General features: G+C 65.0%; 20 protein-coding genes. 13 read left to right on the forward strand and 7 right to left on the reverse strand.

Features of this window, described 5'->3' with window-relative positions:
- Window positions 1-15: 15 nt before the first annotated feature.
- Window positions 16-306 carry a copper-binding protein gene (locus BLW48_RS23990; protein ID WP_093177869.1) on the forward strand — a complete coding sequence of 97 codons (291 nt, stop codon included), beginning with the start codon at window positions 16-18 and terminating at the stop codon, window positions 304-306.
- Here BLW48_RS23990 and BLW48_RS23995 read toward each other — a convergent pair.
- Window positions 275-1,264 carry an isocitrate lyase/PEP mutase family protein gene (locus BLW48_RS23995; protein ID WP_218137517.1) on the reverse strand — a complete coding sequence of 330 codons (990 nt, stop codon included), beginning with the start codon at window positions 1,262-1,264 and terminating at the stop codon, window positions 275-277. The two genes, BLW48_RS23990 and BLW48_RS23995, sit on opposite strands and share 32 nt — an antisense overlap.
- 12 nt (window positions 1,265-1,276) lie before the next feature.
- Between BLW48_RS23995 and BLW48_RS24000 the strand changes: the two genes are divergently transcribed.
- Window positions 1,277-2,173, forward strand: a complete 897-nt coding sequence (locus BLW48_RS24000) for a LysR family transcriptional regulator (RefSeq protein WP_093177872.1) — start codon at window positions 1,277-1,279, stop codon at window positions 2,171-2,173.
- On the opposite strand, the gene BLW48_RS24005 is transcribed toward BLW48_RS24000, so the two are convergent.
- Window positions 2,170-3,471, reverse strand: a complete 1,302-nt coding sequence (locus tag BLW48_RS24005) for an NAD(P)/FAD-dependent oxidoreductase (protein WP_093177993.1) — start codon at window positions 3,469-3,471, stop codon at window positions 2,170-2,172. The genes BLW48_RS24000 and BLW48_RS24005 overlap by 4 nt on opposite strands.
- Before the next feature lie 40 nt (window positions 3,472-3,511).
- Here BLW48_RS24005 and BLW48_RS24010 point away from each other — a divergent pair, with 40 nt between their 5' ends.
- From BLW48_RS24010 to BLW48_RS24030, 5 genes are read left to right on the forward strand one after another with little or no spacing between them, the layout of a single operon-like run.
- Window positions 3,512-4,540 carry a P1 family peptidase gene (locus tag BLW48_RS24010; RefSeq protein ID WP_093177874.1) on the forward strand — a complete coding sequence of 343 codons (1,029 nt, stop codon included), beginning with the start codon at window positions 3,512-3,514 and terminating at the stop codon, window positions 4,538-4,540.
- 16 nt (window positions 4,541-4,556) lie between these two features.
- Window positions 4,557-5,963: a TAXI family TRAP transporter solute-binding subunit gene (locus BLW48_RS24015; protein WP_093177875.1), complete on the forward strand. Its 1,407-nt coding sequence runs from the start codon at window positions 4,557-4,559 to the stop codon at window positions 5,961-5,963.
- Entirely contained in the window at window positions 5,953-7,740 is a 1,788-nt protein-coding gene (pabB, locus tag BLW48_RS24020) for an aminodeoxychorismate synthase component I (protein ID WP_093177877.1), read from the forward strand. Before BLW48_RS24015 ends, pabB begins: the two co-directional genes overlap by 11 nt.
- A 51-nt stretch (window positions 7,741-7,791) precedes the next feature.
- A complete protein-coding gene (locus BLW48_RS24025; protein WP_093058282.1) occupies window positions 7,792-8,289 on the forward strand; it encodes a MerR family transcriptional regulator in 498 nt (165 codons plus the stop codon).
- Window positions 8,207-8,668 carry a carboxymuconolactone decarboxylase family protein gene (locus tag BLW48_RS24030; protein ID WP_093177879.1) on the forward strand — a complete coding sequence of 154 codons (462 nt, stop codon included), beginning with the start codon at window positions 8,207-8,209 and terminating at the stop codon, window positions 8,666-8,668. The genes BLW48_RS24025 and BLW48_RS24030 overlap by 83 nt, the downstream gene beginning before the upstream one ends.
- Before the next feature lie 3 nt (window positions 8,669-8,671).
- On the opposite strand, the gene ettA is transcribed toward BLW48_RS24030, so the two are convergent.
- From ettA to BLW48_RS24045, 3 genes are read right to left on the reverse strand one after another with little or no spacing between them, the layout of a single operon-like run.
- The gene (gene ettA, locus BLW48_RS24035; RefSeq protein ID WP_093058280.1) at window positions 8,672-10,333 is read right to left on the reverse strand and encodes an energy-dependent translational throttle protein EttA; all 1,662 of its coding nucleotides are present in this window, start codon (window positions 10,331-10,333) and stop codon (window positions 8,672-8,674) included.
- Between the two features lie 2 nt (window positions 10,334-10,335).
- Window positions 10,336-10,767: a type II toxin-antitoxin system VapC family toxin gene (locus BLW48_RS24040; RefSeq protein WP_093177881.1), complete on the reverse strand. Its 432-nt coding sequence runs from the start codon at window positions 10,765-10,767 to the stop codon at window positions 10,336-10,338.
- On the reverse strand, window positions 10,754-10,990 hold the full coding sequence (locus BLW48_RS24045; protein WP_093177883.1) for an AbrB/MazE/SpoVT family DNA-binding domain-containing protein: 237 nt from the start codon (window positions 10,988-10,990) through the stop codon (window positions 10,754-10,756). The genes BLW48_RS24040 and BLW48_RS24045 overlap by 14 nt, the downstream gene beginning before the upstream one ends.
- Window positions 10,991-11,271: 281 nt before the next feature.
- Here BLW48_RS24045 and BLW48_RS24050 point away from each other — a divergent pair, with 281 nt between their 5' ends.
- Window positions 11,272-12,534 carry an HlyD family secretion protein gene (locus BLW48_RS24050; RefSeq protein WP_093177885.1) on the forward strand — a complete coding sequence of 421 codons (1,263 nt, stop codon included), beginning with the start codon at window positions 11,272-11,274 and terminating at the stop codon, window positions 12,532-12,534.
- A 127-nt stretch (window positions 12,535-12,661) separates the two neighbouring features.
- On the opposite strand, the gene BLW48_RS35470 is transcribed toward BLW48_RS24050, so the two are convergent.
- Window positions 12,662-12,802: a hypothetical protein gene (locus BLW48_RS35470; protein ID WP_177142391.1), complete on the reverse strand. Its 141-nt coding sequence runs from the start codon at window positions 12,800-12,802 to the stop codon at window positions 12,662-12,664.
- Between the two features lies 1 nt (window position 12,803).
- Between BLW48_RS35470 and BLW48_RS24055 the strand changes: the two genes are divergently transcribed.
- From BLW48_RS24055 to BLW48_RS24075, 5 genes are all read left to right on the forward strand, one after another.
- Complete coding sequence (locus BLW48_RS24055) at window positions 12,804-14,030, forward strand: JmjC domain-containing protein (RefSeq protein ID WP_093177887.1); 1,227 nt, start codon at window positions 12,804-12,806, stop codon at window positions 14,028-14,030.
- Between the two features lie 166 nt (window positions 14,031-14,196).
- The gene (locus tag BLW48_RS35660) at window positions 14,197-14,493 is read left to right on the forward strand and encodes a hypothetical protein (RefSeq protein ID WP_218137518.1); all 297 of its coding nucleotides are present in this window, start codon (window positions 14,197-14,199) and stop codon (window positions 14,491-14,493) included.
- A 286-nt stretch (window positions 14,494-14,779) separates the two neighbouring features.
- Window positions 14,780-16,852 (forward strand): peptidase domain-containing ABC transporter, encoded by a 2,073-nt coding sequence (locus tag BLW48_RS24065; protein WP_093177889.1) that lies wholly within the window; start codon window positions 14,780-14,782, stop codon window positions 16,850-16,852.
- Between the two features lie 412 nt (window positions 16,853-17,264).
- Complete coding sequence (locus BLW48_RS24070; RefSeq protein WP_093177891.1) at window positions 17,265-19,073, forward strand: DEAD/DEAH box helicase; 1,809 nt, start codon at window positions 17,265-17,267, stop codon at window positions 19,071-19,073.
- 89 nt (window positions 19,074-19,162) lie between these two features.
- A complete protein-coding gene (locus tag BLW48_RS24075; RefSeq protein ID WP_093177995.1) occupies window positions 19,163-20,203 on the forward strand; it encodes an endonuclease/exonuclease/phosphatase family protein in 1,041 nt (346 codons plus the stop codon).
- Between the two features lie 10 nt (window positions 20,204-20,213).
- On the opposite strand, the gene BLW48_RS24080 is transcribed toward BLW48_RS24075, so the two are convergent.
- Window positions 20,214-21,284, reverse strand: a complete 1,071-nt coding sequence (locus BLW48_RS24080) for an ABC transporter ATP-binding protein (protein ID WP_093058277.1) — start codon at window positions 21,282-21,284, stop codon at window positions 20,214-20,216.
- Between the last annotated feature and the right edge of the window lie 15 nt (window positions 21,285-21,299).

Below are 21,299 nucleotides of genomic sequence, written 5' to 3' on the forward strand. Positions count from 1 at the left end.
GAAAGCAAACTCATCATGAAGAAACTGTTCACCGCACTCTGTGCCGCCCTGCTCGCTGCAGCCGCCTTCGCGCAAGCTGCATTGCCGTCCGTCGAAGGCGAGGTCCGCAAGATCGACACCGACGCGAAGAAGATCACGCTGAAGCACGGCGACATTCCCAACCTCGAGATGACGGGCATGACGATGGTCTTCCGCGTGAGCGATCCCGCGCTGCTCACGAAGGTGAAGCCCGGCGACAAGGTGCAGTTCACGGCCGACAAGGTCGACGGCGCGCTCACTGTGCTGTCGATAGCTCCGGCAAACTGAGCTTCGCCCGCAGTGCCCCTTCGAACAGGGCATTGAGTTCGTGCTGGGGAATCTGGCTGCCCGCGTAAGAGACCGTTCCGTGCGCGTGCAGTTCCCGCGCGCTGCGCCTCACGAGCGCCATGACCGAGCGTGCGATCGATCCCCCCACGCTGATCCGCGCGGCCCCGGCATCGATCAGTTCGAAAGCGCTGGCGGACGCCTCGTTCAACCCCACCACGATGTTGAGGGGGCCCGCGATTTCGCGCGCCAGCGTCGCAACCCGAGACAGGTCAGTGACCCCGGGCACGAACACGCAGTGCGCCCCCGCCTCCATGAAGTGGTTGGCGCGCCGGATCGCGACGTTCAGTGCATCGTCGCCGGGAAGCAGGAACGCATCGGTGCGTGCGTTCAGCACGAAGCCGCCACCCGCGGCATCGATGGCGGCACGGGCGGCGGCGATGCGGGCGACGGCCAGCCCCTCGTCGAACAGGCGCCCATGCTCGGCATCGGTGTCCTCGATGTTGCCGCCCGCCGCACCCGCGTCGATGGCCATGCGAACGGTGTCGGCGACTTGCTCCGGCGCGTCCCCGTAGCCCGCTTCCAGATCGGCATTCACGGGAATGGCCACCGCCTCGGCGATCTTCCTGACCACGGCGAGCATCTCCTCGCGGCTGACTGAGAGGCGGGCATCCCTGACGTTGTAGTCCGGCTTTCCCAGCGAGAACGCGATGCCGGCGCTGGTGGTGCCGATTGCCTTGAAGCCCTCTGACGCGAGCAGCACCGCGCTGCCCGGATCCCAGGCGTTGGGCATGATGAATCCACGCTTCGCCCGATGCAGTTCGAGGAAGGTGCGGCCGCGCGCAACGCGTGTCTCCTGGTCCATTTCAACTCCGCCGTGATGGATGAAGGCGCGATGGTGATGTGGAGGCAGATGCGCGTCAAACGCATAATATTTCTTTGATCTATCGATCTCTTGCATGGGTGGCGTCACATGGATTCAGAAGCTCTTGCCACGTTTCTCATGGTGCATCGGCGAGGCGGCGTGTCTGCAGCTGCGTCTGCGCTTGCACGCACGCAATCGGCAATCAGTCGCCGCATCGCGCTGCTGGAGGAGGAGTTGGGCGCGCCGCTGTTCGAGCGCATCGGTCGCGGGCTCCGGCTGAGCCAGGCGGGCCAGGCCCTGCTGCCCCACGCCGAGAAGGTTGCCGCTGCGCTCGGCGACGCTGCCGCCGCGGTGGAGGCCGCCAAGTCCGGCGCGGCAGGCACGGTGCACATCGCAGCCGTCGGAACGCTCGCAAGCTCCGGCCTCGCTGCCGTGCTCGCCACACTCAAGTCCTCGCTTCCCGACCTCGACATCCGCCTGCAGACGGCAACCAGCGCCGAGGTCAGCGAGAAGGTCCGTGCCGGCGATACGGCCGTGGGGTTGCGCTACTACGAAGATCCGTCGCCGGACCTCCTGTGCAAGATCATTCACCACGAGCGACTTGTGATCGCATGCGCGCCGGCCCATCCGCTCGCGGGCAAGCGGTTGAAGTCGCTCGTCCGTCTTTCGAGGGAACGGTGGCTGGCTTTTCCGCAGCAGCCGCGGCGCGCAGAGCCCTACGCGGAGGCGATCTTTTCGCAGTTCCTCGTGCGGGGCGTGGAGCGGATCGACTGGACCGCCATCGACAGCCTGACCGCTCAGAAGCGCCTGGTCGAAGCGGGATTCGGCCTGGCGCTCCTCCAGGAAAGCGCCATTGCCGAGGAAGTCGGACAAGGCAATCTCGCGCTGATCCGAGTCGCGGATCTCGATGTGAGCGTTCCCGTAGCTTGCGTCGTGCGCCGGTCGGCATTTCTCAGCCGCGCGACGCGCGCACTACTCACGGAGCTGGAGCGCGGCGAACTCTAGGACTTGAAGCGCCCCGGGTCGAAAGGCGCCAACGGTATCTCCGCAGCAACGCCCGCGAGCAACTGAGCCGCCAGCCGCCCCGTGCGCGCCGAGCCGCACAGGCCGACATGGCCATGCCCGAAGGCCAGCACGATGTCGGCGCTGCCGCCTGACGGGCCGATGCAGGGCAGCCCGTCGGGCAGGCTCGGGCGGTGTCCGAGCCAGTGCTTCACTGAAGGCGCGCCGGGCGCGGGTCGTGCAAGCGACGGAAACATCGATTGCAGATGCTCGTGCAGGATTTCGGCGCGGCGCCAGTCGGGCGCCGCTTCGAGGCCCGCGATCTCGACCTGCCCTGCCGCGCGCAGGCCGCCGTCCATCCAGTGCGCGATGAGCTTGCCGTCGGCCACCATGGTCGGTGTGCGCGGGCCGGCCGTGGCGTCTTCGACGACCACGTGGTAGCCGCGCTCCGACTCCAGCGGCACCGGGGAGCCGGCGGCTGCGGCCAGCGGGCCCGAGCGGGCACCGGCGCAGATGGCGGCGCCGTCGCAGGCGATTTCGCCGGCCTCAGTGCGCACGGCACGCAGACGGCGGCCCTCGATGCGAAAACCCGTCGCGCGGGCGGCGACACGTTCGGCGCCCGCATCGAGTGCACGCTGCGCCAGGGCCGCCACGTAGGCGCCCGGATTGCGGCAGTGGCCGGCTTCGGGCACGAAGATGCCGAGCGTGTAGCGCGCCGCCAGATCGGGCTCGCGGCGGCGCAGTTCGTCTTCCGGCCATTCCTCCCACTGGACGCCGACGCGCTGGCGCACGCGCCAGCCCAGCGCATCGCCGTCGAACTCGGCGCGCGAACGGTAGGCGTGCAGCAGCCCGCGCCGCTCGATGAGCTGCGGCACGCCAGCCTCGGCGGCCAGTTGCGCATGCAGCGCGGGCGCGTCGGCCAGCAGCTTGCGCAGTGCGTCGGCCGTGCGCTGCACACGCGCCTCGGTCCAGCCCGAGGCCAGGTAGCGCAGCAGCCATGGCAGGGCGCGCGGCAGGTAGCGCCAGCGCAGGGCGAGCGGCCCGAGCGGGTCGGCCAGCCAGCCCGGCACCTTGCGCCAGGCACCCGGCAGCGCGGGCGGCACCACGGAGTGCGACGACAGCCAGCCGGCATTGCCGTAGCTCGTGGCCTGCGGACCACCCGGTTCGCCGGGCTCCACCACCGTCACGCGCAGGCCCGCGCGCAGGGCTTCGATGGCGGTGGCGCTGCCCACCGCGCCCGCGCCGATCACCACGACATGACGGCGGCCGCCGTCTGGGGAGAAACTTCTTGCAACTGTCATGGCGGGGATCGTAGAGGGTGCGGTCTCATAATCGGCCGCCATGTCTGCCCCGTCTTCCACCCCCACTCATTCCGCCGGTTCCATCACCGACGTCTCCGGCATCGAGGTCGGTCACTTCTCCGACACCCGCCGCCCCACCGGCTGCACCGTCGTCATGGCGCGCGACGGCGCCGTGGCCGGCGTGGACGTTCGCGGCGCCGCACCCGGCACGCGCGAGACCGACCTGCTCGCGCCCGGCAACCTCGTGCAGCAGGTGCACGCAGTGATGCTCGCGGGCGGCAGCGCCTGGGGCCTGGCGGCGGCCGACGGCGCGATGCGCTGGATGGAAGAACGCAACATCGGCATGGACGTGCGCTTCGGCACCCTGCCTATCGTGCCGGCCGCCGTGCTGTTCGACCTGCCCATGGGCGACGCGCGCATCCGCCCCGACGCCGCGGCCGGCTATGCCGCCTGCGAGGCCGCGAGCACCGCTGCCCCCGCCGAAGGCAACGTGGGCGCCGGCACCGGAGCGCTGGTGGGCAAGCTCTTCGGCGTGCAGCGCGCGATGAAGGGCGGCATCGGCACCGCATCGGTCACGGTCGGCGGCGTCACGGTGGGTGCGCTGATCGCGGTGAACTCGCTGGGCGACGTGATCGATCACAACACCGGCCAGCCCGTGGCCGGCGCGCGCACCGAAGACGGCAAGGCGCTGCTCGACACCCGCCGTGCCCTGCTGCGCGGCGACAGCCCCAAGCCCCTGCTGGCGGGCACCAACACCACCATCGGCGTGATCGCCACCGACGCGGTGCTGACCAAGGTACAGGCCAACCGGCTCGCCATGGTCGCGCACGACGGGCTCGCGCGTTCCATCAACCCGGTGCACACCATGAGCGACGGCGACACGCTGTTCGCGCTGGCCACCGGCCGCGTGCCGCTGGAAGGCAACGCTCCCGGCATGACGGTGCTCAGCACCATGGCCGCCGAGGCGGTGGCCATCGCCACGCTGCGCGCGGTGCATGCGGCGCGCACGGTGACGGTGGGCGAGCTGCACATTCCCTGCGCGGCGGATCTCGCTGCAGCGCGCGGCTGAACACGAGAAGACCACCATGGCGTTCCCCAGAACCTTGAAGCTGATCCTGCTGTCGCTCCGCGACCTCATCGCCTCGGCGGGGCCGATCATTTTCATCGTCATCGGCCTGCTGATCGCCGCCTACTGGTGGCTGCAGCCGCAGCCGCCCAAGCACGTGACGCTGGCCACCGGCCCCACGGGCAGCGCCTATGCGCAGTTCGGCAAACGCTATGCCGAAGCGCTCAAGCACAGCGGCATCGAAGTGGAGCTCAAGCCCACCTCGGGCTCGACCGAGAACCTGCAGCTGCTGCGCACCGGCGGGGCCGACGTGGCCTTCGTGCGCGGCGGCAGCGCCGACCCGGTAGCCGACGAAGAGGCCGGCCTCACTTCGCTCGGCAGCCTGTTCTACGAGCCGATCTGGCTCTTCTACCGTGCCGACTCGGCCCAGAAGATCGATCGCAAGACCGGCACGCTGACCACGCTCGCCCAATTGCGCGGCCTGCGCGTGAACATCGACCTTCCGGGCAGCGGGCTGCCAGACATCATGGAGCGCCTGCTCAAGGCCAACAGGCTGGGCCCCGAAGACCTGCTGCTGTCGAACCTCGAACAGGCGTCGGCCGCCGAGGCGCTGCAGGCCGGCCTTCTCGACGCCATCGTGCTGTCTTCCGCGCCGCAATCGCCGCAGGTGCAACGGCTGCTGCGTTCGGACGACATCAAGCTCATGGACTTCGGCCAGGCCGACGCCTACTCGCGGCGCTTTCCGTTCCTCTCGGCGGTGACGCTGCCGCGCGGCGTGGTCGACCTGTCGAAAGACCTGCCGCCGCACGACGTGGCGCTGCTCGCAGCCACCACCTCGCTGCTGTCGCGTGACGAAACCCACCCCGCGCTGCGCCAGCTGTTCGCGCAGGCGGCGCAATCGGTGCACAGCGGCGCCGGCTGGTTCAACCGGGCGCGCGACTTTCCCAACACCCGCACCAGCGAACTGCCGGTGAGCCCCGAGGGCGACCGCGCCATCAACGGCACGCCGCCGATCTGGCAGCGCTACCTGCCCTTCTGGGCCAGCAACCTGGTCGAGCGCATGTGGCTGGTGCTGGGCGGCCTGCTGGTGCTGATGCTGCCGCTGAGCCGCGTGGTGCCGCCGCTGTACCAGTTCCGCGTGCGCCGGCGCGTGTTCCGCTGGTATGCGCGGCTGCGCGACATCGAGGCGAAGGTCGATGCAAAGACGGAAGTGAAAGAGGCCGAACAGAAGTCCCTGCTCGAAGACCTCGACCAGCTCGACCGTACGGTCAACAAGGTGGCGGTGCCGCTGTCGTATGCCGACGAGCTCTATGCGCTGCGCAACAACATCTATGCGGTGCGCAAGCGGGTGCTGGCCCGTGCGTCGCAAGTCAGCAGTGCGGGCGGTGGGGCAGGACCGACGACCGCGGCGAACGATGCCGCCTGATGGTGCCCTGCATTCGACCTTGCGCACGCTGATCGATTTCGCACAGCCGCACGGCGATGGTGCGAGCCGGCTGCGCCTGTCTTTCGGTGCGCCTTCGCGCGTGCTGGTGGCGCGGACGGCCGCAGAGGTGCTGCCTGTGCTCGAAACCGTCGAGGCGATGGCGCGTGAGGGGCACTGGTGCGTGGGGTATCTGCGCTACGAGGCTGCAGCGGCCTTCGACCTCGCGTTCGCGGTGCATGCGGCGGACGGGCCGTTGGCCTGGTTCGGCGTGCACGACGAAGCCCTGCCATGGCCGGAAGTCCAGAACAACGCTTCGCCGGTGCCCACTGTCGATTGGCAAGACAGCCTCTCACGCGCCGACTTCGACCAGCGCATGCAGGCCATCCACCGCGCGATTGCGAACGGCGAGCTCTACCAGCTCAACTACACCGCCCCATCGCATGCCGGCTTTCATGGCGATGCACAAGACTGGTTTCTTGCGCTGCGGCAGGCGCAGCCCGACGGCTACACCGCCTTCATCGACACCGGCGAAGAGCAGGTGCTGTCGGTGTCACCCGAACTCTTCTTCGACTGGCACGACGACCGCATCCTCACGCGTCCCATGAAGGGCACAGCCCCGCGCGGCGCCACGCCCGCCGAAGACGAAGCGCTGGCGCAGCGGCTGCGCACTGTGCCGAAGGAGCGGGCCGAGAACGTCATGATCGTGGACCTGATCCGCAACGACCTCTCGCGCGTGGCCCGGCCTTTCTCGGTGCGTGTGCCGCGGCTCTTTCACACCGAGGCGCTGCCGACCGTGTGGCAGATGACGTCGGATGTCGAGGCACTAGTGCGCGAAGGCACCACACTGGTCGATGTGTTCGGTGCGCTGTTTCCGTGCGGCTCGATCACCGGAGCGCCCAAGGTCAGCGCGACGCGCATGATCCGCGAACTGGAGCCCGAGGCGCGCGGTGTGTATTGCGGCGCCGTGGGCGTGGTGCAGCCCGGCGGGCATGCGACTTTCAATGTGCCGATCCGTACCGTGACGCTGCGCGGCAACGAGGCACGCTGCGGCATCGGAAGCGGGATCACGGCCGATGCGCAAGCCGACGCCGAGTGGGAAGAGTGGCGGCACAAGCGTGCCTTCCTGTCGCACGCAAAGCGTCCCGTGAATCCGCCTTTCGAGCTGCTCGAAACACTGGCGCTGGCAGCCGGCGAATTGCGCGATGCACCGGCGCACCTGGCGCGCATGGCAAACGCCGCCCGGCATTTCGGCTATGCGTGGAACGAAGCGCTCGCCGCCGCCTGCCTGCATCGTCTTCAGGCACAGCACACGGCCGGCATGTGGCGCGTGCGCCTGCTGCTCGATGCGCAAGGCACGCCCCGCGCCGAGGCGTTCGCGATGGAAGCGCCGCCCGCGCGCGTGCAGCTGCAGCTCGCGGACCGCGCGTTCAACGAATCGGGCAGCGACTTCACCCGCTTCAAGACCACCCGCCGCGCCCACTACGAAGCCTTCGCGCCCACCGCTGCGGGCGCGTTCGACACCCTGCTGTGGAACCGCGACGGCGAGATCACCGAATGCACGCGCGGCAACATTGCCCTGCTGCTCGACGGCCGCTGGGTCACGCCGCCCTTGCGCTGTGGTTTGCTGAACGGCATCGGCCGCGCCAACCGCGTGCGCAGCGGCCAGCTTGCCGAAGCGGTCGTGCGGGTGGACGATCTGCCCCGGGTGCAGGCGTTGGCCTTCGTGAACAGCCTGCGCGGCTGGCTGGATGCCGATCTGAATGTCCCGCAAAAATAGTTCGACAAAGCGCTTGACTTAGAGCGCGCTCTAATTTCGAGAATCAACGCCATGGAAACCAGTCTGACCATTGCGGAAGTCGCAGAGCGAACCGGCCTGACGGCCTACACGCTGCGCTACTACGAACGCATCGGGCTGATTGCCGCGGTGCCGCGTGCACCGGGCGGTCAGCGGCGCTATGCGAGCGCCGACATGGACTTGCTGGATTTCCTGTTGCGCCTGCGCGAGACCGGCATGTCCATCCAGGGCATGCAGGCCTTCGTCAGGCTTCGAAGCCAGGGGGACGCCAGCGTCGGCGAACGGCGCGAGATGCTCGAACAGCACCTTGCCGAAGTTCAGGCCCGGGTGGCGACGCTGCAGCAATCCATGCAGGCGCTGTCGCTCAAGATCGACCACTACCGCGAGGTCGAGAAGACGAAGAAGCGTCCTCCTCTATCGGGCAAAGCCCGGGAAGGAAAGACGAGCAATGACGAACACACAGAACCAGGGCCACAACGACAACCTGCGCTACACGCGTGGCCTGGCCAAGCTCCACGAGATCGACGGTGAAGGCGGCGTCAAGGTGGTCGAGAGCCTGGCCGACATCGCGCCCGACTTTGGCCGTCTGGTGATCGAGTTTCCGTTCGGCGACATCTACTCGCGCCCCGGCCTCGACCTGCGCTCCCGCGAGGTCGCCACGGTAGCCGCGCTCACCGCCATGGGCAATGCCGCGCCGCAACTGAAGGTGCACATCCAGGCCGCGCTGAACGTCGGCGTGACGCGCGACGAAGTGATCGAGATCATCATGCAGATGGCGGTATACGCGGGCTTTCCGGCGGCATTGAACGGACTCTTCGCCGCACGCGATGTGTTTGCGGCGGACGATGAAAAAAGCGCGCGGCCCCTTGCGGAACCGCGCGCTCTTGCTGAAGCGGCCGAAGCCGCCTGAGCCTTATTTCAGCGCCTTGTAACGCATGCGCTTGGGCTTGGCGCCTTCTTCACCAAGGCGCTTCTTCTTGTCTGCTTCGTACTCCTGGTAGTTGCCGTCGAAGAAGGTCCACTGGCTGTCGCCTTCGGCGGCCAGGATGTGCGTGGCGATACGGTCGAGGAACCAGCGGTCATGGCTGATCACCATGACCGTGCCGGCGAATTCGAGCAGCGCATCTTCGAGCGCGCGCAGCGTTTCCACGTCGAGGTCGTTCGAGGGTTCGTCAAGCAGCAGCACGTTGCCGCCCGCGATCAGCGTCTTGGCCAGGTGCAGGCGGCCGCGTTCACCGCCCGACAGCGTGCCGACCTTCTTCTGCTGGTCGGCGCCGTTGAAGTTGAAGCGGCCCGCATACGCGCGGCTGGCCATCTGGAACTTGCCGACGTTGATGATGTCGAGGCCGTTCGAGATGTCTTCCCACACGGTCTTCTGGTTGGCCAGTTCGTCGCGATGCTGGTCGACGAAAGCCATCTTCACGGTCTGGCCGATGACGACCTCGCCCGAATCCGGCTTTTCCTTGCCCGCGAGCAGCTTGAACAGCGTCGACTTGCCGGCGCCGTTCGGGCCGATGATGCCGACGATGGCTCCTGGCGGCACGGTGAAGCTCAGGTTGTCGATCAGCATGCGGTCGCCGAAGGACTTGCTGACGCCGTGGAACTCGAACACCTGCTGACCCAGCCGCTCCGCCACCGGAATGAAGATTTCCTGCGTCTCGTTGCGCTTCTGGTATTCCATGTCGCTCAGCTCTTCGAAGCGGGCCAGGCGGGATTTGCTCTTGGCCTGGCGTGCCTTCGGGTTCTGGCGCGACCACTCCAGCTCCTTCTTCAGCGCCTTGGCGTGGGCTTCTTCGCTCTTCTGCTCCTGCGCCAGGCGTTCGCCCTTCTGCTCGAGCCAGGTGCTGTAGTTGCCCTTCCAGGGAATGCCGCGACCACGGTCCATTTCCAGGATCCACTCGGCCGCGTTGTCGAGGAAGTAGCGATCGTGGGTGATGGCCACCACGGTGCCCGTGAAGCGCTGCAGGAACACTTCGAGCCATTCGACAGATTCGGCGTCCAAATGGTTGGTCGGTTCGTCGAGCAGCAGCATGTCGGGCTTGCTCAGTAGCAGGCGACACAGTGCCACGCGGCGCTTTTCGCCGCCCGACAGCACGCCGATCTTGGCGTCCCAGGCCGGCAGGCGCAGGGCGTCGGCGGCAATTTCGAGCTGGTGTTCGGAATCGGTGCCGGCGGTGGCGATGATGGCTTCAAGCTGGGCCTGCTCGGCCGCCAGCGCGTCGAAGTCGGCGTCTTCGGCACCATAGGCGATGTACACCTCTTCGAGGCGCGCCTTGGCCGCAAACACCGCGCCCATGGACTCTTCGACCGACTCGCGCACCGTGTGCTCGGTGTTGAGCTTGGGTTCCTGCTCCAGATAGCCGATCGTCATCCCCGGCATGGGCAGCGCCTCGCCCTCGAATTCCTTGTCCACACCCGCCATGATCTTGAGCAGCGTGGACTTGCCCGAGCCGTTCAGGCCGAGCACGCCGATCTTGGCGCCGGGGAAGAAAGAGAGCGAAATGTCTTTCAAGAGCTGCCGCTTGGGCGGTACGGTCTTGCTGACACGGTTCATCGAATAGACGTATTGAGCCATGGTTATCTTTGCTTGGGTGAAATCAGTTTGAGCTTTGGAAAATAGGCCTTGTAGTGCGCCCTGTCGCGCGATACGAGGGTGCAACCCAGCAGTTGCGCATGCGCGCCGATGTAGAAATCCGGCAGCAGCGAAGGACACGTTCCACCGGCCTTCCGATACTTGTGAAACGCCACTGTCGCGCCCCGGGTGGCTGCGTAGGGCAGATCCAGCCGCTCGTACAGCCGCGCAGGTAGTGCCGCGTCGGCATCGCGGTCCGAATTGAAGTATGCCGAAACCTCGGCATAGATCAGCGGATTGATCGCCAGCTTACCCCGGTTCAGGCAATCGGAAATAGCCGCGACAGACCAATCCATCCATTTCGGATCTTCATGGATCACGTCGATCAGAACATTGCTGTCGATCAGGAAAGTTTCGGAACGTTCAACGCTCGCCACGCGTCATCTCCAGCCAGTCGTCGGCCGACAGGTCGAGCTTAGAGGTGGCACTGCCGCGCAGCAACGCAATCGCCTCTTCGGCAGGCGTATTCGTGCGCTTGATGGGCTTCACCACGATCTGCTTGTTGCGGTATTCGAACTCCACTTCGTCGTATGGCTTGAGGCCGGCAAGTTCGCGGATGTTCTGGGGGATGGTTACCTGACCTTTGGATGTGAGTCGCATGTTGCGCTGTAGTAATACCGGCAGGGTAAGAGTTTAACGCATGGTCGCGAACCGACCGTTCGACCAGTGACACGGCCGTGGCATTCGGCGCTGCTATATTCGCGCCCATAGAGGTCGCCGCTCAACAAAGTGGCCGATAGACCCGCCGGCAATTCCGGCGCGCTAATCGCTCATCAGGGAAGAGAAAAATGAAATTTACTTACGCTTTGACGCGCTTGCGGCTTTCGCCGCGGCGCCAGTCCCGCCCTCACTCGATTTCCGCACGCCCGTAGGCCAACGCCATGAGCCTGTTCCGCGCCGAGGCGCTGAACGTGGGGTCGTGCGCGTCTTACGGACCCATCGTGCTGGCGCGGCCTTGGCCGAGTTTGGTTTTGGTGCTGGCTGCCGGCCTGACGGCGCTGCTGATCTGCAGCTACCTGACGCTTGGCAGCTATACCAAGCGTGCGACTGCGGCAGGCCTGCTCGTGCCGACGAAGGGCACCATCCGCCTGCTTGCCGCGACGCCTGGCATCGTCACGCAAAAGCGCGTCGAAGAAGGCCAGCGCGTGCGACAGGGCGAGTTGCTCTTCGTACTCTCCGACGATCGCCGCGCTGCAGGCGCGTCCGAGCACGCGAGACTTTCGGACGCGCAGGCAGCATCACTGACGCAGCGCCGCGACAGCCTGCTGCGGGCCGTCGGCACTCTGCGGCTACTGCGCGAGCAAACGCAGCAGGGACTGCGCAACCGCCTCGAGACATTGCGGGAGCAAGGCCGCCGCGTCCAGCAGGAGATCGAACTGCACGGGCGTCGCATCGAAGCCGCCACAAGGATGCTCGAACGCCATCGAACCCTCGCGCGCGAGCGCTTCATCTCCGAAGTGGCGCTGCAGGATAAGGAAGATCAAGTCGAAACGTTGCGCGCGCAATGGGTTGCCGCCCATCGCCAGAAGGCCGAGTTGACGAGCACGACCGTCTCGGTCCAAAGCGAGCTCAACCAGACCGCCGCACGCGCAGAAGCCCAGATCGCCGAGCTGGAACGCGACCTGGCCGCATTGGGCCAGGAAGTCGCCGAGGCGCGCACGCGAGACCAACTCGCCGTAACTGCGCCAATGGACGGCGTCATCACAGCGATCACCGCGCAGGTTGGCCAGCCGGCAGGCAGCCAAGCCCTTGCCACCCTTCTCCCGGCAGATGCGGAACTGGTTGCACAGCTCTTCGCGCCTTCTCGCGCCGTAGGGTTTGTCGAAGCCGGACAGCGGGTTCGCATCCGCTATCAGGCCTTTCCGTACCAGAAGTTCGGACAGTACGCCGGCGTCGTCACCGAAGTGTCGCGCAGTCCGCTTCAGCCCGGCGAACTGAGCGCCGCATCGCCGCTCGCATCGGCAAGCCAGGAAGGCCTGTACCGAGTGACCGTGAAGCTCGAATCGCAAAGCGTCCTGGCCTACGGCAAGGCGCTGCCGCTGATGCCAGGCATGGCACTCGAAGCGGATATCGAACAGGAGCGCAGACGGCTTATCGAGTGGGTGCTCGAGCCGTTGATCGGCTTGCGCAAGTACACCTTCTAGGCAGCACCAATGAAAAAGCAACTTCCGCTCTTTGTACCACCAGCCCGCCACGCGATCGACGCATCTTCGCCGCCGCCCGCCGCGCCGGAAGACGTTCAACGGCTTCAGAAGCCGCGATCGTTCGGGTTCACCGACCCGGGGAGAGCGAAGTCTCGACGATGAATGGCGACGTGCTCTCCAAAAAGCGGTTGCCCCAGTTCATCCGCTGCATCGCCGACACCGGCTGCTGAAGCGATCGCCGTTTTTTTCTTTCAAGCAGGAGTTTCAAGATGATCGATTTCGGGGTTTCGACAGAGCGGTTCATCGAGGAGTACTACGAGAAACAGTTCTTCGTTCGCAAAGGCGCGCTGGCACACCGCCCAGTGACATGGAAGGACATCAACTCCGCCCTGTTCGCCTGGGATCCTCGTGATGGGTTGCTGCAGCTTTTCAAGGACGGCCCGATCCCCGTCGAGCACTACACCGAAACCTTTGTTGATCTCGCAATGCAGCGATCGAAGATTGTCAAGGACACTTTCTACGAACTCCTGCAAGAGGGTGCGACGCTGGTATTGAACCGGCTGGAGACGAAGTCGGAGCCCGTTCATGACCTCGCCATGGAGATTGCGCGCTTCGTCGGCGAGAAGGCGGTCGCCAACGGCTACGCCGCCTTCGGCGGCAGAGGCACCTTCGCGCAGCACTGGGACACGCATGACGTCTTCGCCGTCCAGTTGATCGGCCGCAAGCGCTGGCGCGTGTTCGCGCCGACCTTTGCGCTTCCGCTGCCGCATCAGAAGAGCAAGGAACACAAGCAAGAATGCCCGGCGGAGCCCGTGTTCGACGGGTATCTGGAAGCCGGTGACGTGCTCTACATACCGCGCGGCTGGTGGCACGAGGCGGTTCCACTCGCCAGCGAAGAGACCTTCCATATCGCGGTCGGCATCCATCCGATGCTGATCAGGGACTACGTTGCGTGGTCGTGCTTCAAGACACTGCCTTCCGACATCGCACTGCGCCAGTCGATCAAGGCCGAACGAGACAACCTCGACGGCCTTGCGCTGGCGGCACAGGCTGCAGAAGAACTCTTGGTCAGCAAGACAAATCTTGCGGAGTTCAAGCGCGAGGTCTTCTCGAACGAGAGAGTGGTATCGCGATTCGCGATCGAAACATTGGGCAAACCCGGCGCATCGGGCGAACCTCAAGGTCAGTTCAGATTGAACTCGGTCTACCGGACGGCTTCGCCCGCGTCGACAAATGTGTACGTCAACGGCCAAGCCATTCGAATGGATGCGGCGAGCCAAAGGCACATCGCGAGCCTGTTCTCGCGACCACGAGCCTCGCTGGAGGAAATCTCGAAGTCCCCGGACCAACGCGAAAAGACCTCGGCGCTCTTGCAGCAGCTGGCGGACAAGGACGTCATTTCGCCGGTCCCGGACTATCGAGTGGCAATGCGTTCAATTTTTCAACAACAATTTAAGGAAAATTCACATCAGAACCCAAAATACCAAGAAATATGAAAGATTATTCCCATCGCATTTACACGATTAATATTCCGTCACTATTTCTTCAATGATTTGCCATTGGAGCAGCAGTACAAATATCGATATTAAGCGTGTTATTGGCTGCAAATTTCAATTGGATTTTTGCGAAATTATTTGCCCAATGGGCTTTAAAAAATAATTCTTGCAATTATACCCGCAGCAGTCATTACAGGAATTAGCGGCTTATTTTTCCGAAAATTTTCAAGTTCAACAAAGGAGTGATATGAGAGAACTCGTTATTGAAGACATGTCCTTGGTGAGCGGTGGCATGACAGAAAATCAGTGCATAGCCGGATTTGCTGCAGTTGGATTCCTTATAGGTGCTGCGGCAGGTCGGAGCTTTGTGACAGGAATCAATGGGGCAGCATTTGGAACGATTGTTGGAGGGCTGATGTGCAACGACATAATTGGGAAAGATTTGGACGGCGATGGTTATTAATGCTTTATCCATCACAATTCTCACTCTCGCATTAATTGCCTTTCTCTTCAAAGGCATATGGGTGAAAATTGCAGGAATCGGAATAATCGCCGTATGCATTCTCGCGATTTCTGGGCTATGGGATAAATTGCTCAGCTAATTCCTTGCAGCAGAAGACGCCCTGTGAAACGGAGCGCTCTTCTGCTTTTGAGGATTTATCGCCCTGTCTCCATCTGTTGCCCCGACCACAAAATTTGCCTCTGAGCCAGCCCTTATTCCAAGCATTCGATGAATTCGAATGTGAATCATGCCCTCCTACCTCCAATCCACCGCTACCGAATGCGCCGCCGCCTGCCTCGGCTATATCGCCGCTCACCATGGCCGCGTCTACGAAATGAGTGAGCTGCGCGCCAAATTCGCCGTCTCGATGCGCGGGATGGACCTGGGCGATCTCATGCAACTCTCCGGCACACTCGGTCTTCGCGCGCGGCCGCTGAGGCTGGAACTGGACGAAGTGCCACAACTGGCCTTGCCCTGCATCCTTCATTGGGACATGAGTCACTTTGTCGTACTGGTCCGATGCTCTCGCGGCAAACTGACGATCCACGATCCGGCTTGGGGCGAGCTCTGCATGACGCTCAAGGAAGCCAGCCCTCATTTCACCGGCGTCGCGCTCGAGCTCACACCCGCCCCCGAATTCGAGCGCAACGAACCCAAGACACCCATCAGCTGGCGTCAACTCGTCGGCAAGCTCCACGGCCTCAAGCGCAGCTTGGGTCAGCTCTTTGTGATGGCCGCAAGCCTGCAAGTGGTGCTGCTGGTCGCCCCACTGTTCACGCAATGGATCGTGGACGGCGCCGTTGTTTCCGGCGATGTCGAACTGCTATGGCTGCTGGTCATCGGCTTCGGCCTGGTCACGCTGATCAAGGTAGGGCTCGAAGCGGCGCGGGGATGGCTGAGCATCGTCGCCTCGGTGCAGTTCGGCACGCAGTGGGCCGCACGGATCATGGGCCATCTCATGCACCTTCCTGCGCAATGGTTCGAGCTCAGGCACACGGGCGACGTAGTGTCGCGCTTCCAGTCGATGCAGAGCATCCAGCAGGCAGTCACGGGCAGGCTGGTGGAGATCCTGCTCGACGGCCTGTTCGCCGTCGTGACCCTGCTGGTGATGCTGCTCTACAGCGCCAAGCTTGCTGCCGTCGTCATCGCCGGCGTGCTCGCCTACGCGGCGATCCGCGTGCTGCCCCATGGCGCCTTTCATCGCGCGAGCGACGAGGTGCTGACGCACGACGCCAAGGCGCAAACCCATTTCCTGGAAAGCCTGCGCGCCATCCAGACGATCAAGATCGCGGGTCTCGAAGACCAGCGCGCTGCGCGCTGGACGAACATAGTCGTCCAGGCAACCAATCGACGGACGAGCACACAGAAGATGACGCTGGCTTTCGGCGCGGGCTACAGCCTGGTGTTCGGCATTGAGAGCATCACAGTGCTCGGCCTGGGCGCGGCAATGGCGATCGGTGGCACGCTCACCGTGGGTATGCTGATGGCGTTCATTTCGTACAAGGACGAGTTCTCCTCGCGCATGCAGCGCTTCGTCGACAACCTCATGGCCATTCGAATGCTGCGATTGCACGTCGAGCGGCTGTCCGACATCGTGCTTGCCGAGCCGGAGCAACTGCAAGGCGGAGTACCACGCTTGGCAAGTGCAGAGGGTTTTCACCCGACCATCACACTCGACAACGTCAGCTTTCGCTATGGGAGTGGCGCACCGTGGGTGCTTCGTCATGTGCAACTCGAAATCCGGGCCGGCGAACACGTTGCCGTCGTGGGCGCCACAGGCTGCGGCAAGACCACACTCGCCAAGATCATCCTGGGCCTTCTGACGCCGACGGAGGGCACAGTCCGGATCGATGGCGTACCTCTCGACCGATTCGGCATCGGTCATTGGCGCAGACAGATTGCGGCTGTCATGCAGGACGATCAGTTGTTTTCCGCCAGCCTGCAGGACAACATCGCCGCCTTTGACGAAACGATCGACCTGGCGCGTGTCCAGGTCTCGGCGACGCTTGCAGCAATCGACGCTGAGGTGACAGCCATGCCGATGGGCTATCACACGCTGAACGGCGACATGGGGAGCAGCCTGTCGGGCGGACAGAAGCAGCGCATCCTTCTGGCTCGCGCCCTGTATCGACAGCCTCGTGTATTGGTGCTTGACGAGGCGACCAGCCACCTCGATGTGGGCAAGGAAAGACAGGTGAACGAGGCCATCCGCGCCCTTCTCATAACACGCATCACAATCGCGCACCGCCCTGAGACGATCGCGATGGCCGATCGCGTGATCGATCTCACGGCGCTGCCGGCGTTGCCGCAAATCGCCTGAGAGACGCGACCGACGAGCGCAGCGCTCTTGAACCGCTGCCTAGCCTGCTCGATGTCCGTCGGAACGATGCCTGCGTGCGTTGGCCAGGCAGCACGGCGTCGACCTCGGCCAACCGATCCGAGCGCCGACAGGTGAAGCTCAGCGCGAGCCCATCCACGGCATGTTCATTTACCTGAGTCGGGCTTGGAGACAGGAAAACCCGACTCATGCGACAATAGCCACCGTTGCCGGGTCCAGTTGCCCGCAACACCGGCTCTCTGCCGGGGACGAAGAAAGCTCCATTTCAACCCTTTTGCGAGGGCGGACTTTCCGGCTCCCACCCCTGACCTTCATCTGCCTTGACTGGCTCGGCGTCAACAAGACGCCTGGCGGGCCGATGCCACTGCGCCGTGTATGGCGCTTATTGTTTCCAATGAATTTTGACGAACTGAAGCTGGCCCCCGCCATCTTGAAGGCTGTGCACGAGCACGGCTACGACACTCCCACCCCCATCCAGGCGCAAGCCATTCCCGCGGTTCTCGAAGGCCATGACCTGCTGGGCGGCGCCCAGACCGGCACCGGCAAGACGGCCGCCTTCACGCTGCCGATGCTGCACAAGCTCAGCATGAGCCGCAGCGCCACCAACAAGTTCGGCGGCACCGGCATCCGCGCCCTCGTGCTGACCCCCACGCGCGAACTCGCGGCCCAGGTCGAAGAGTCGGTGCGCACCTACGGCAAGTACCTGCAGCTCGACTCCACCGTGATCTTCGGCGGTGTCGGCATGAACCCGCAGATCAGCAAGCTCAAGAAGGGCGTCGACATCCTCGTGGCCACCCCCGGCCGCCTGCTCGACCTGCAGCAGCAAGGCATGCTCGACCTGAGCCAGGTCCAGATGCTGATCCTGGACGAAGCCGACCGCATGCTGGACATGGGCTTCATCCATGACGTGAAGAAGATCCTGGCCCTGGTGCCCAGGGAAAAGCAGAGCCTGCTGTTCTCGGCCACCTTCAGCGACGAGATCCGCGACCTCGCGGCCACGCTGCTGAAGAATCCGCAAAGCATCCAGGTCACGCCTCGCAACACCACCGTGCAGCGCATCACCCAGGTGATCCACCCCGTGGGCCGCGGCAAGAAGAAGGCGCTGCTCGCGCACATCATCAACGAGAACAAGTGGAGCCAGGTGCTCGTGTTCACGCGCACCAAGTTCGGCGCCAACAGCGTGGCCGAATTCCTCACCAAGAACGGCATCGAGGCGATGGCGCTGCACGGCAACAAGAGCCAGAGCGCGCGCACGCAGGCGCTGGCCGGCTTCAAGAGCGGCGACATCCGCGCGCTGGTGGCCACCGACATCGCGGCCCGCGGCATCGACATCGACGAGCTGCCGCACGTCGTGAACTACGAGATTCCGAACGTCAGCGAAGACTACGTTCACCGCATCGGCCGCACCGGCCGTGCCGGTTCGAGCGGCGAGGCCGTGAGCTTCGTGTGCCTGGACGAAGAAGGCTTCATGCAGGAAATCGAACGCTTCACCAAGCAGACGATTCCCGTGCAGATCGTCGACGGCTTCGGTCCTGAAGAAGGCGAACGCGCCGAGCCCATCGCCATGGGCCGCCAGACCATCTGGGGCGGCGCTGGTCGTCCCCCGAGCCGCGACGTGATGCAGGCAGCCGCCAAGGCTGCCCGCACCGAGATGCTGCAGCGCATCCGCGAGAACAAGGCCGGCCAGGGTGCTGGCGGTGGTGGCGGCAATGGCGGCGGCCAGCGCCGCGGTGGCGGCCAGGGCGGTGGCGGTCAAGGCCGCAACGCCAACAACGGCGGCGGACAGGGCCAAGGCCAGGGTCCGCGCGGCCAGGGCGCTCGCCCGCCGCAAGGCCGCGGCCCGCAAGGTCCGGCACGCACGCCGCACCATGCCCCGCAGCACCAACAAGGCCATCTGCCGCATGACGAGCGCCAACCGCGCCATCACGGCAACAGCCACAGCCCGACGCAAGCCAACCAGGTCGCGCACCTGCGCGCCGAAGCGGTCGCAGGCGGCGCCGGCCAGCCGGATCCGTTGCGCACGAGCGTTGACCACATGGGTGGCGGCCGCGGACGCGGTCGCCCGGGTGGCGGCGGCGGTGGTGGCTACGGCGGCAATCGTTCGGGCGGCGGTGGCCGTTCGGGCGGTGGTGGCGGCTACGGTGGCGGCGGTGGTGGCAACCGCTCGGGTGGCGGTGGCGGCGGACGTTCGTTCGGTCGCTGATATCCACGGGCAGAGCACCTGCCCCGGAACATGAAGAAAGGGCACCTCGGTGCCCTTTTTCTTTGGTGCATCGGCACAATCGTTCCGCCATGCAATACATCCCACCCAACTACGCCACCCTCTTCGTAGCCACCTGCAACCTCCTCAATCTCGCGGCCCCGAACCGCGTGTACTACGAGAACCAGGACGCCTACACCGAGCGCGAGTACGAGCGAAAGATCGACTGGACCGGCGAGCGCTTTCACGCGCTCAACGCCGACGTGCTGGCGGTGCAGGAGGTGTGGGACGAATCGGCGCTGAAGGCGGCCATCGCGCGCAGCGGCCTGCGCTACGACTTTGTCTCGGTGCCCGGCGCCGAGAACACGCCACCGCCCGGCAGCCCCGAGGGCACGCCTGCGAGAACTGGCGCACAAGGCACGCCGCGCGTAGGCATCGTCACGCGCCTGATGGTGGACGAGGTCCGCTCCTTCGTCGACTTTCCGCCGGGCATCGGCGTCGATGTGCCCGGCCTCGGTCCACACACACGCTTCGAGCGGCCTCCCCTGCTGGTCACGGTGCGCATGAAGCACGGCCAGCAGGTGCATGTGCTCACGGTGCATCTGAAATCCAAGCGCCCGAAGTTCCTGCAGGACGCACAAGGCAACCACCTCGAGGACCGCGACGACCGCAAGATCGGCGTGATGGCGTCGCTGCGCTCGCTGCTGATGCGCGGCGCGGAGGCCGCGGCCCTGCGCTGCATCGTCATCGATCTGCTGCAGGGCACGAACGTGCCGCTCGTGGTGATGGGCGACTTCAACGACAACCCGCACAGCGTGACGACGCAGCTCGTGGCGGCCACCTCCGAAGTGGCCTACGACAAGGCCGCGCGCGACGTGGCGCTGTTCAACGCTTACGAGATGCAAGGCGAGTCGGCGCTCAAGAAGGACGTGGCGTACTCGCACATCCACCAGGGCTTTCCGGATGTGCTCGACCAGATTCTCGTGAGCGAGGAGTTCGTCGCCAGCAGCCGGCACAGCCTTGGCGACGTGCGGCGTGTCGACTACTTCAACGACCACCTGCACGAAGGGCGCGACCGCTCGCGCTCCGACCACGGCTTCGTGCGCGCCCTGCTGCGGCTGCGCACGGCCTGACCCAGGCGACTCAGCCCATGCGCCGGCCGGTCTGCCGGTCGAACATGTGCACGCTCTCGGCCTCGATGGCCAGCCGCACCGTGTCGTCGGGTCCGGCATCGACGCGGCCATGCACTGCGAGCACCAGCTTGGCTTCGCCGACCTGCACCAGCAGTTCGGTCTCCGCGCCCGTGGGCTCGACCACGATCACCCTGGCCTCCACGCCGTGCGAGCCACCGCCGAGCGTCATGTCGCCGGGACGGATGCCGTAGTGCACCGGCTGGCCATCTGGCGCCGATGTGCCGATGGGAACCGGCCAGCGCGCGCCCTGCGATTCGACCCAGCAGTCGCCGCCCGAACGCCGCACCGTGCCTTCGATGACGTTCATCGACGGCGAGCCGATGAACTGCGCGACGAACAGGTTGTCGGGCCGGTCGTACAAATCCAGCGGGGTGCCGATCTGCTCGACGATGCCGTCGTGCATCACGACGATGCGGTCGGCCATGGTCATGGCCTCGATCTGGTCGTGCGTCACGTAGACGGTGGTGGTCTTCAGCCGCTGGTGCAGCGCCTTGATCTCGGCGCGCATTGCCACACGCAGCTTGGCGTCGAGGTTCGACAGCGGCTCGTCGAACAGGAAAACCTTCGGGTCGCGCACGATGGCGCGGCCCATGGCCACACGCTGGCGCTGGCCGCCCGAGAGCTCGCGCGGGTAGCGGCCCAGCAGCGCGTCGAGGTTGAGAATTTTTGCGGCCCTGGCCACGCGCTCGTCGGTCACCGACTTCTCGGCGTTGCGCAGCCGCAGGCTGAAGCCCATGTTCTCGCCCACCGTCATGTGCGGGTACAGCGCGTAGCTCTGGAACACCATCGCGATGTCGCGGTCCTTCGACTCGAGGTCGTTGACCACGCGGCCGTCGATGACGATCTCGCCGCCGCTGATGTCTTCCAGGCCCGCGAGCATGCGCAGCAGCGTCGACTTGCCGCAGCCCGAAGGGCCGACCAGCACGACGAACTCGCCGTCGGTGATGTCGAAGCCCAGGCCCTTGATGATCTGGACCTTGCCGAAGGATTTCTCGATATTGCGAAAGGATACGGATGCCATGTGTTGTCCCTGAAA

This window comes from Variovorax sp. YR266 (genome assembly GCF_900107295.1).
Classification (GTDB): domain Bacteria; phylum Pseudomonadota; class Gammaproteobacteria; order Burkholderiales; family Burkholderiaceae_C; genus Variovorax.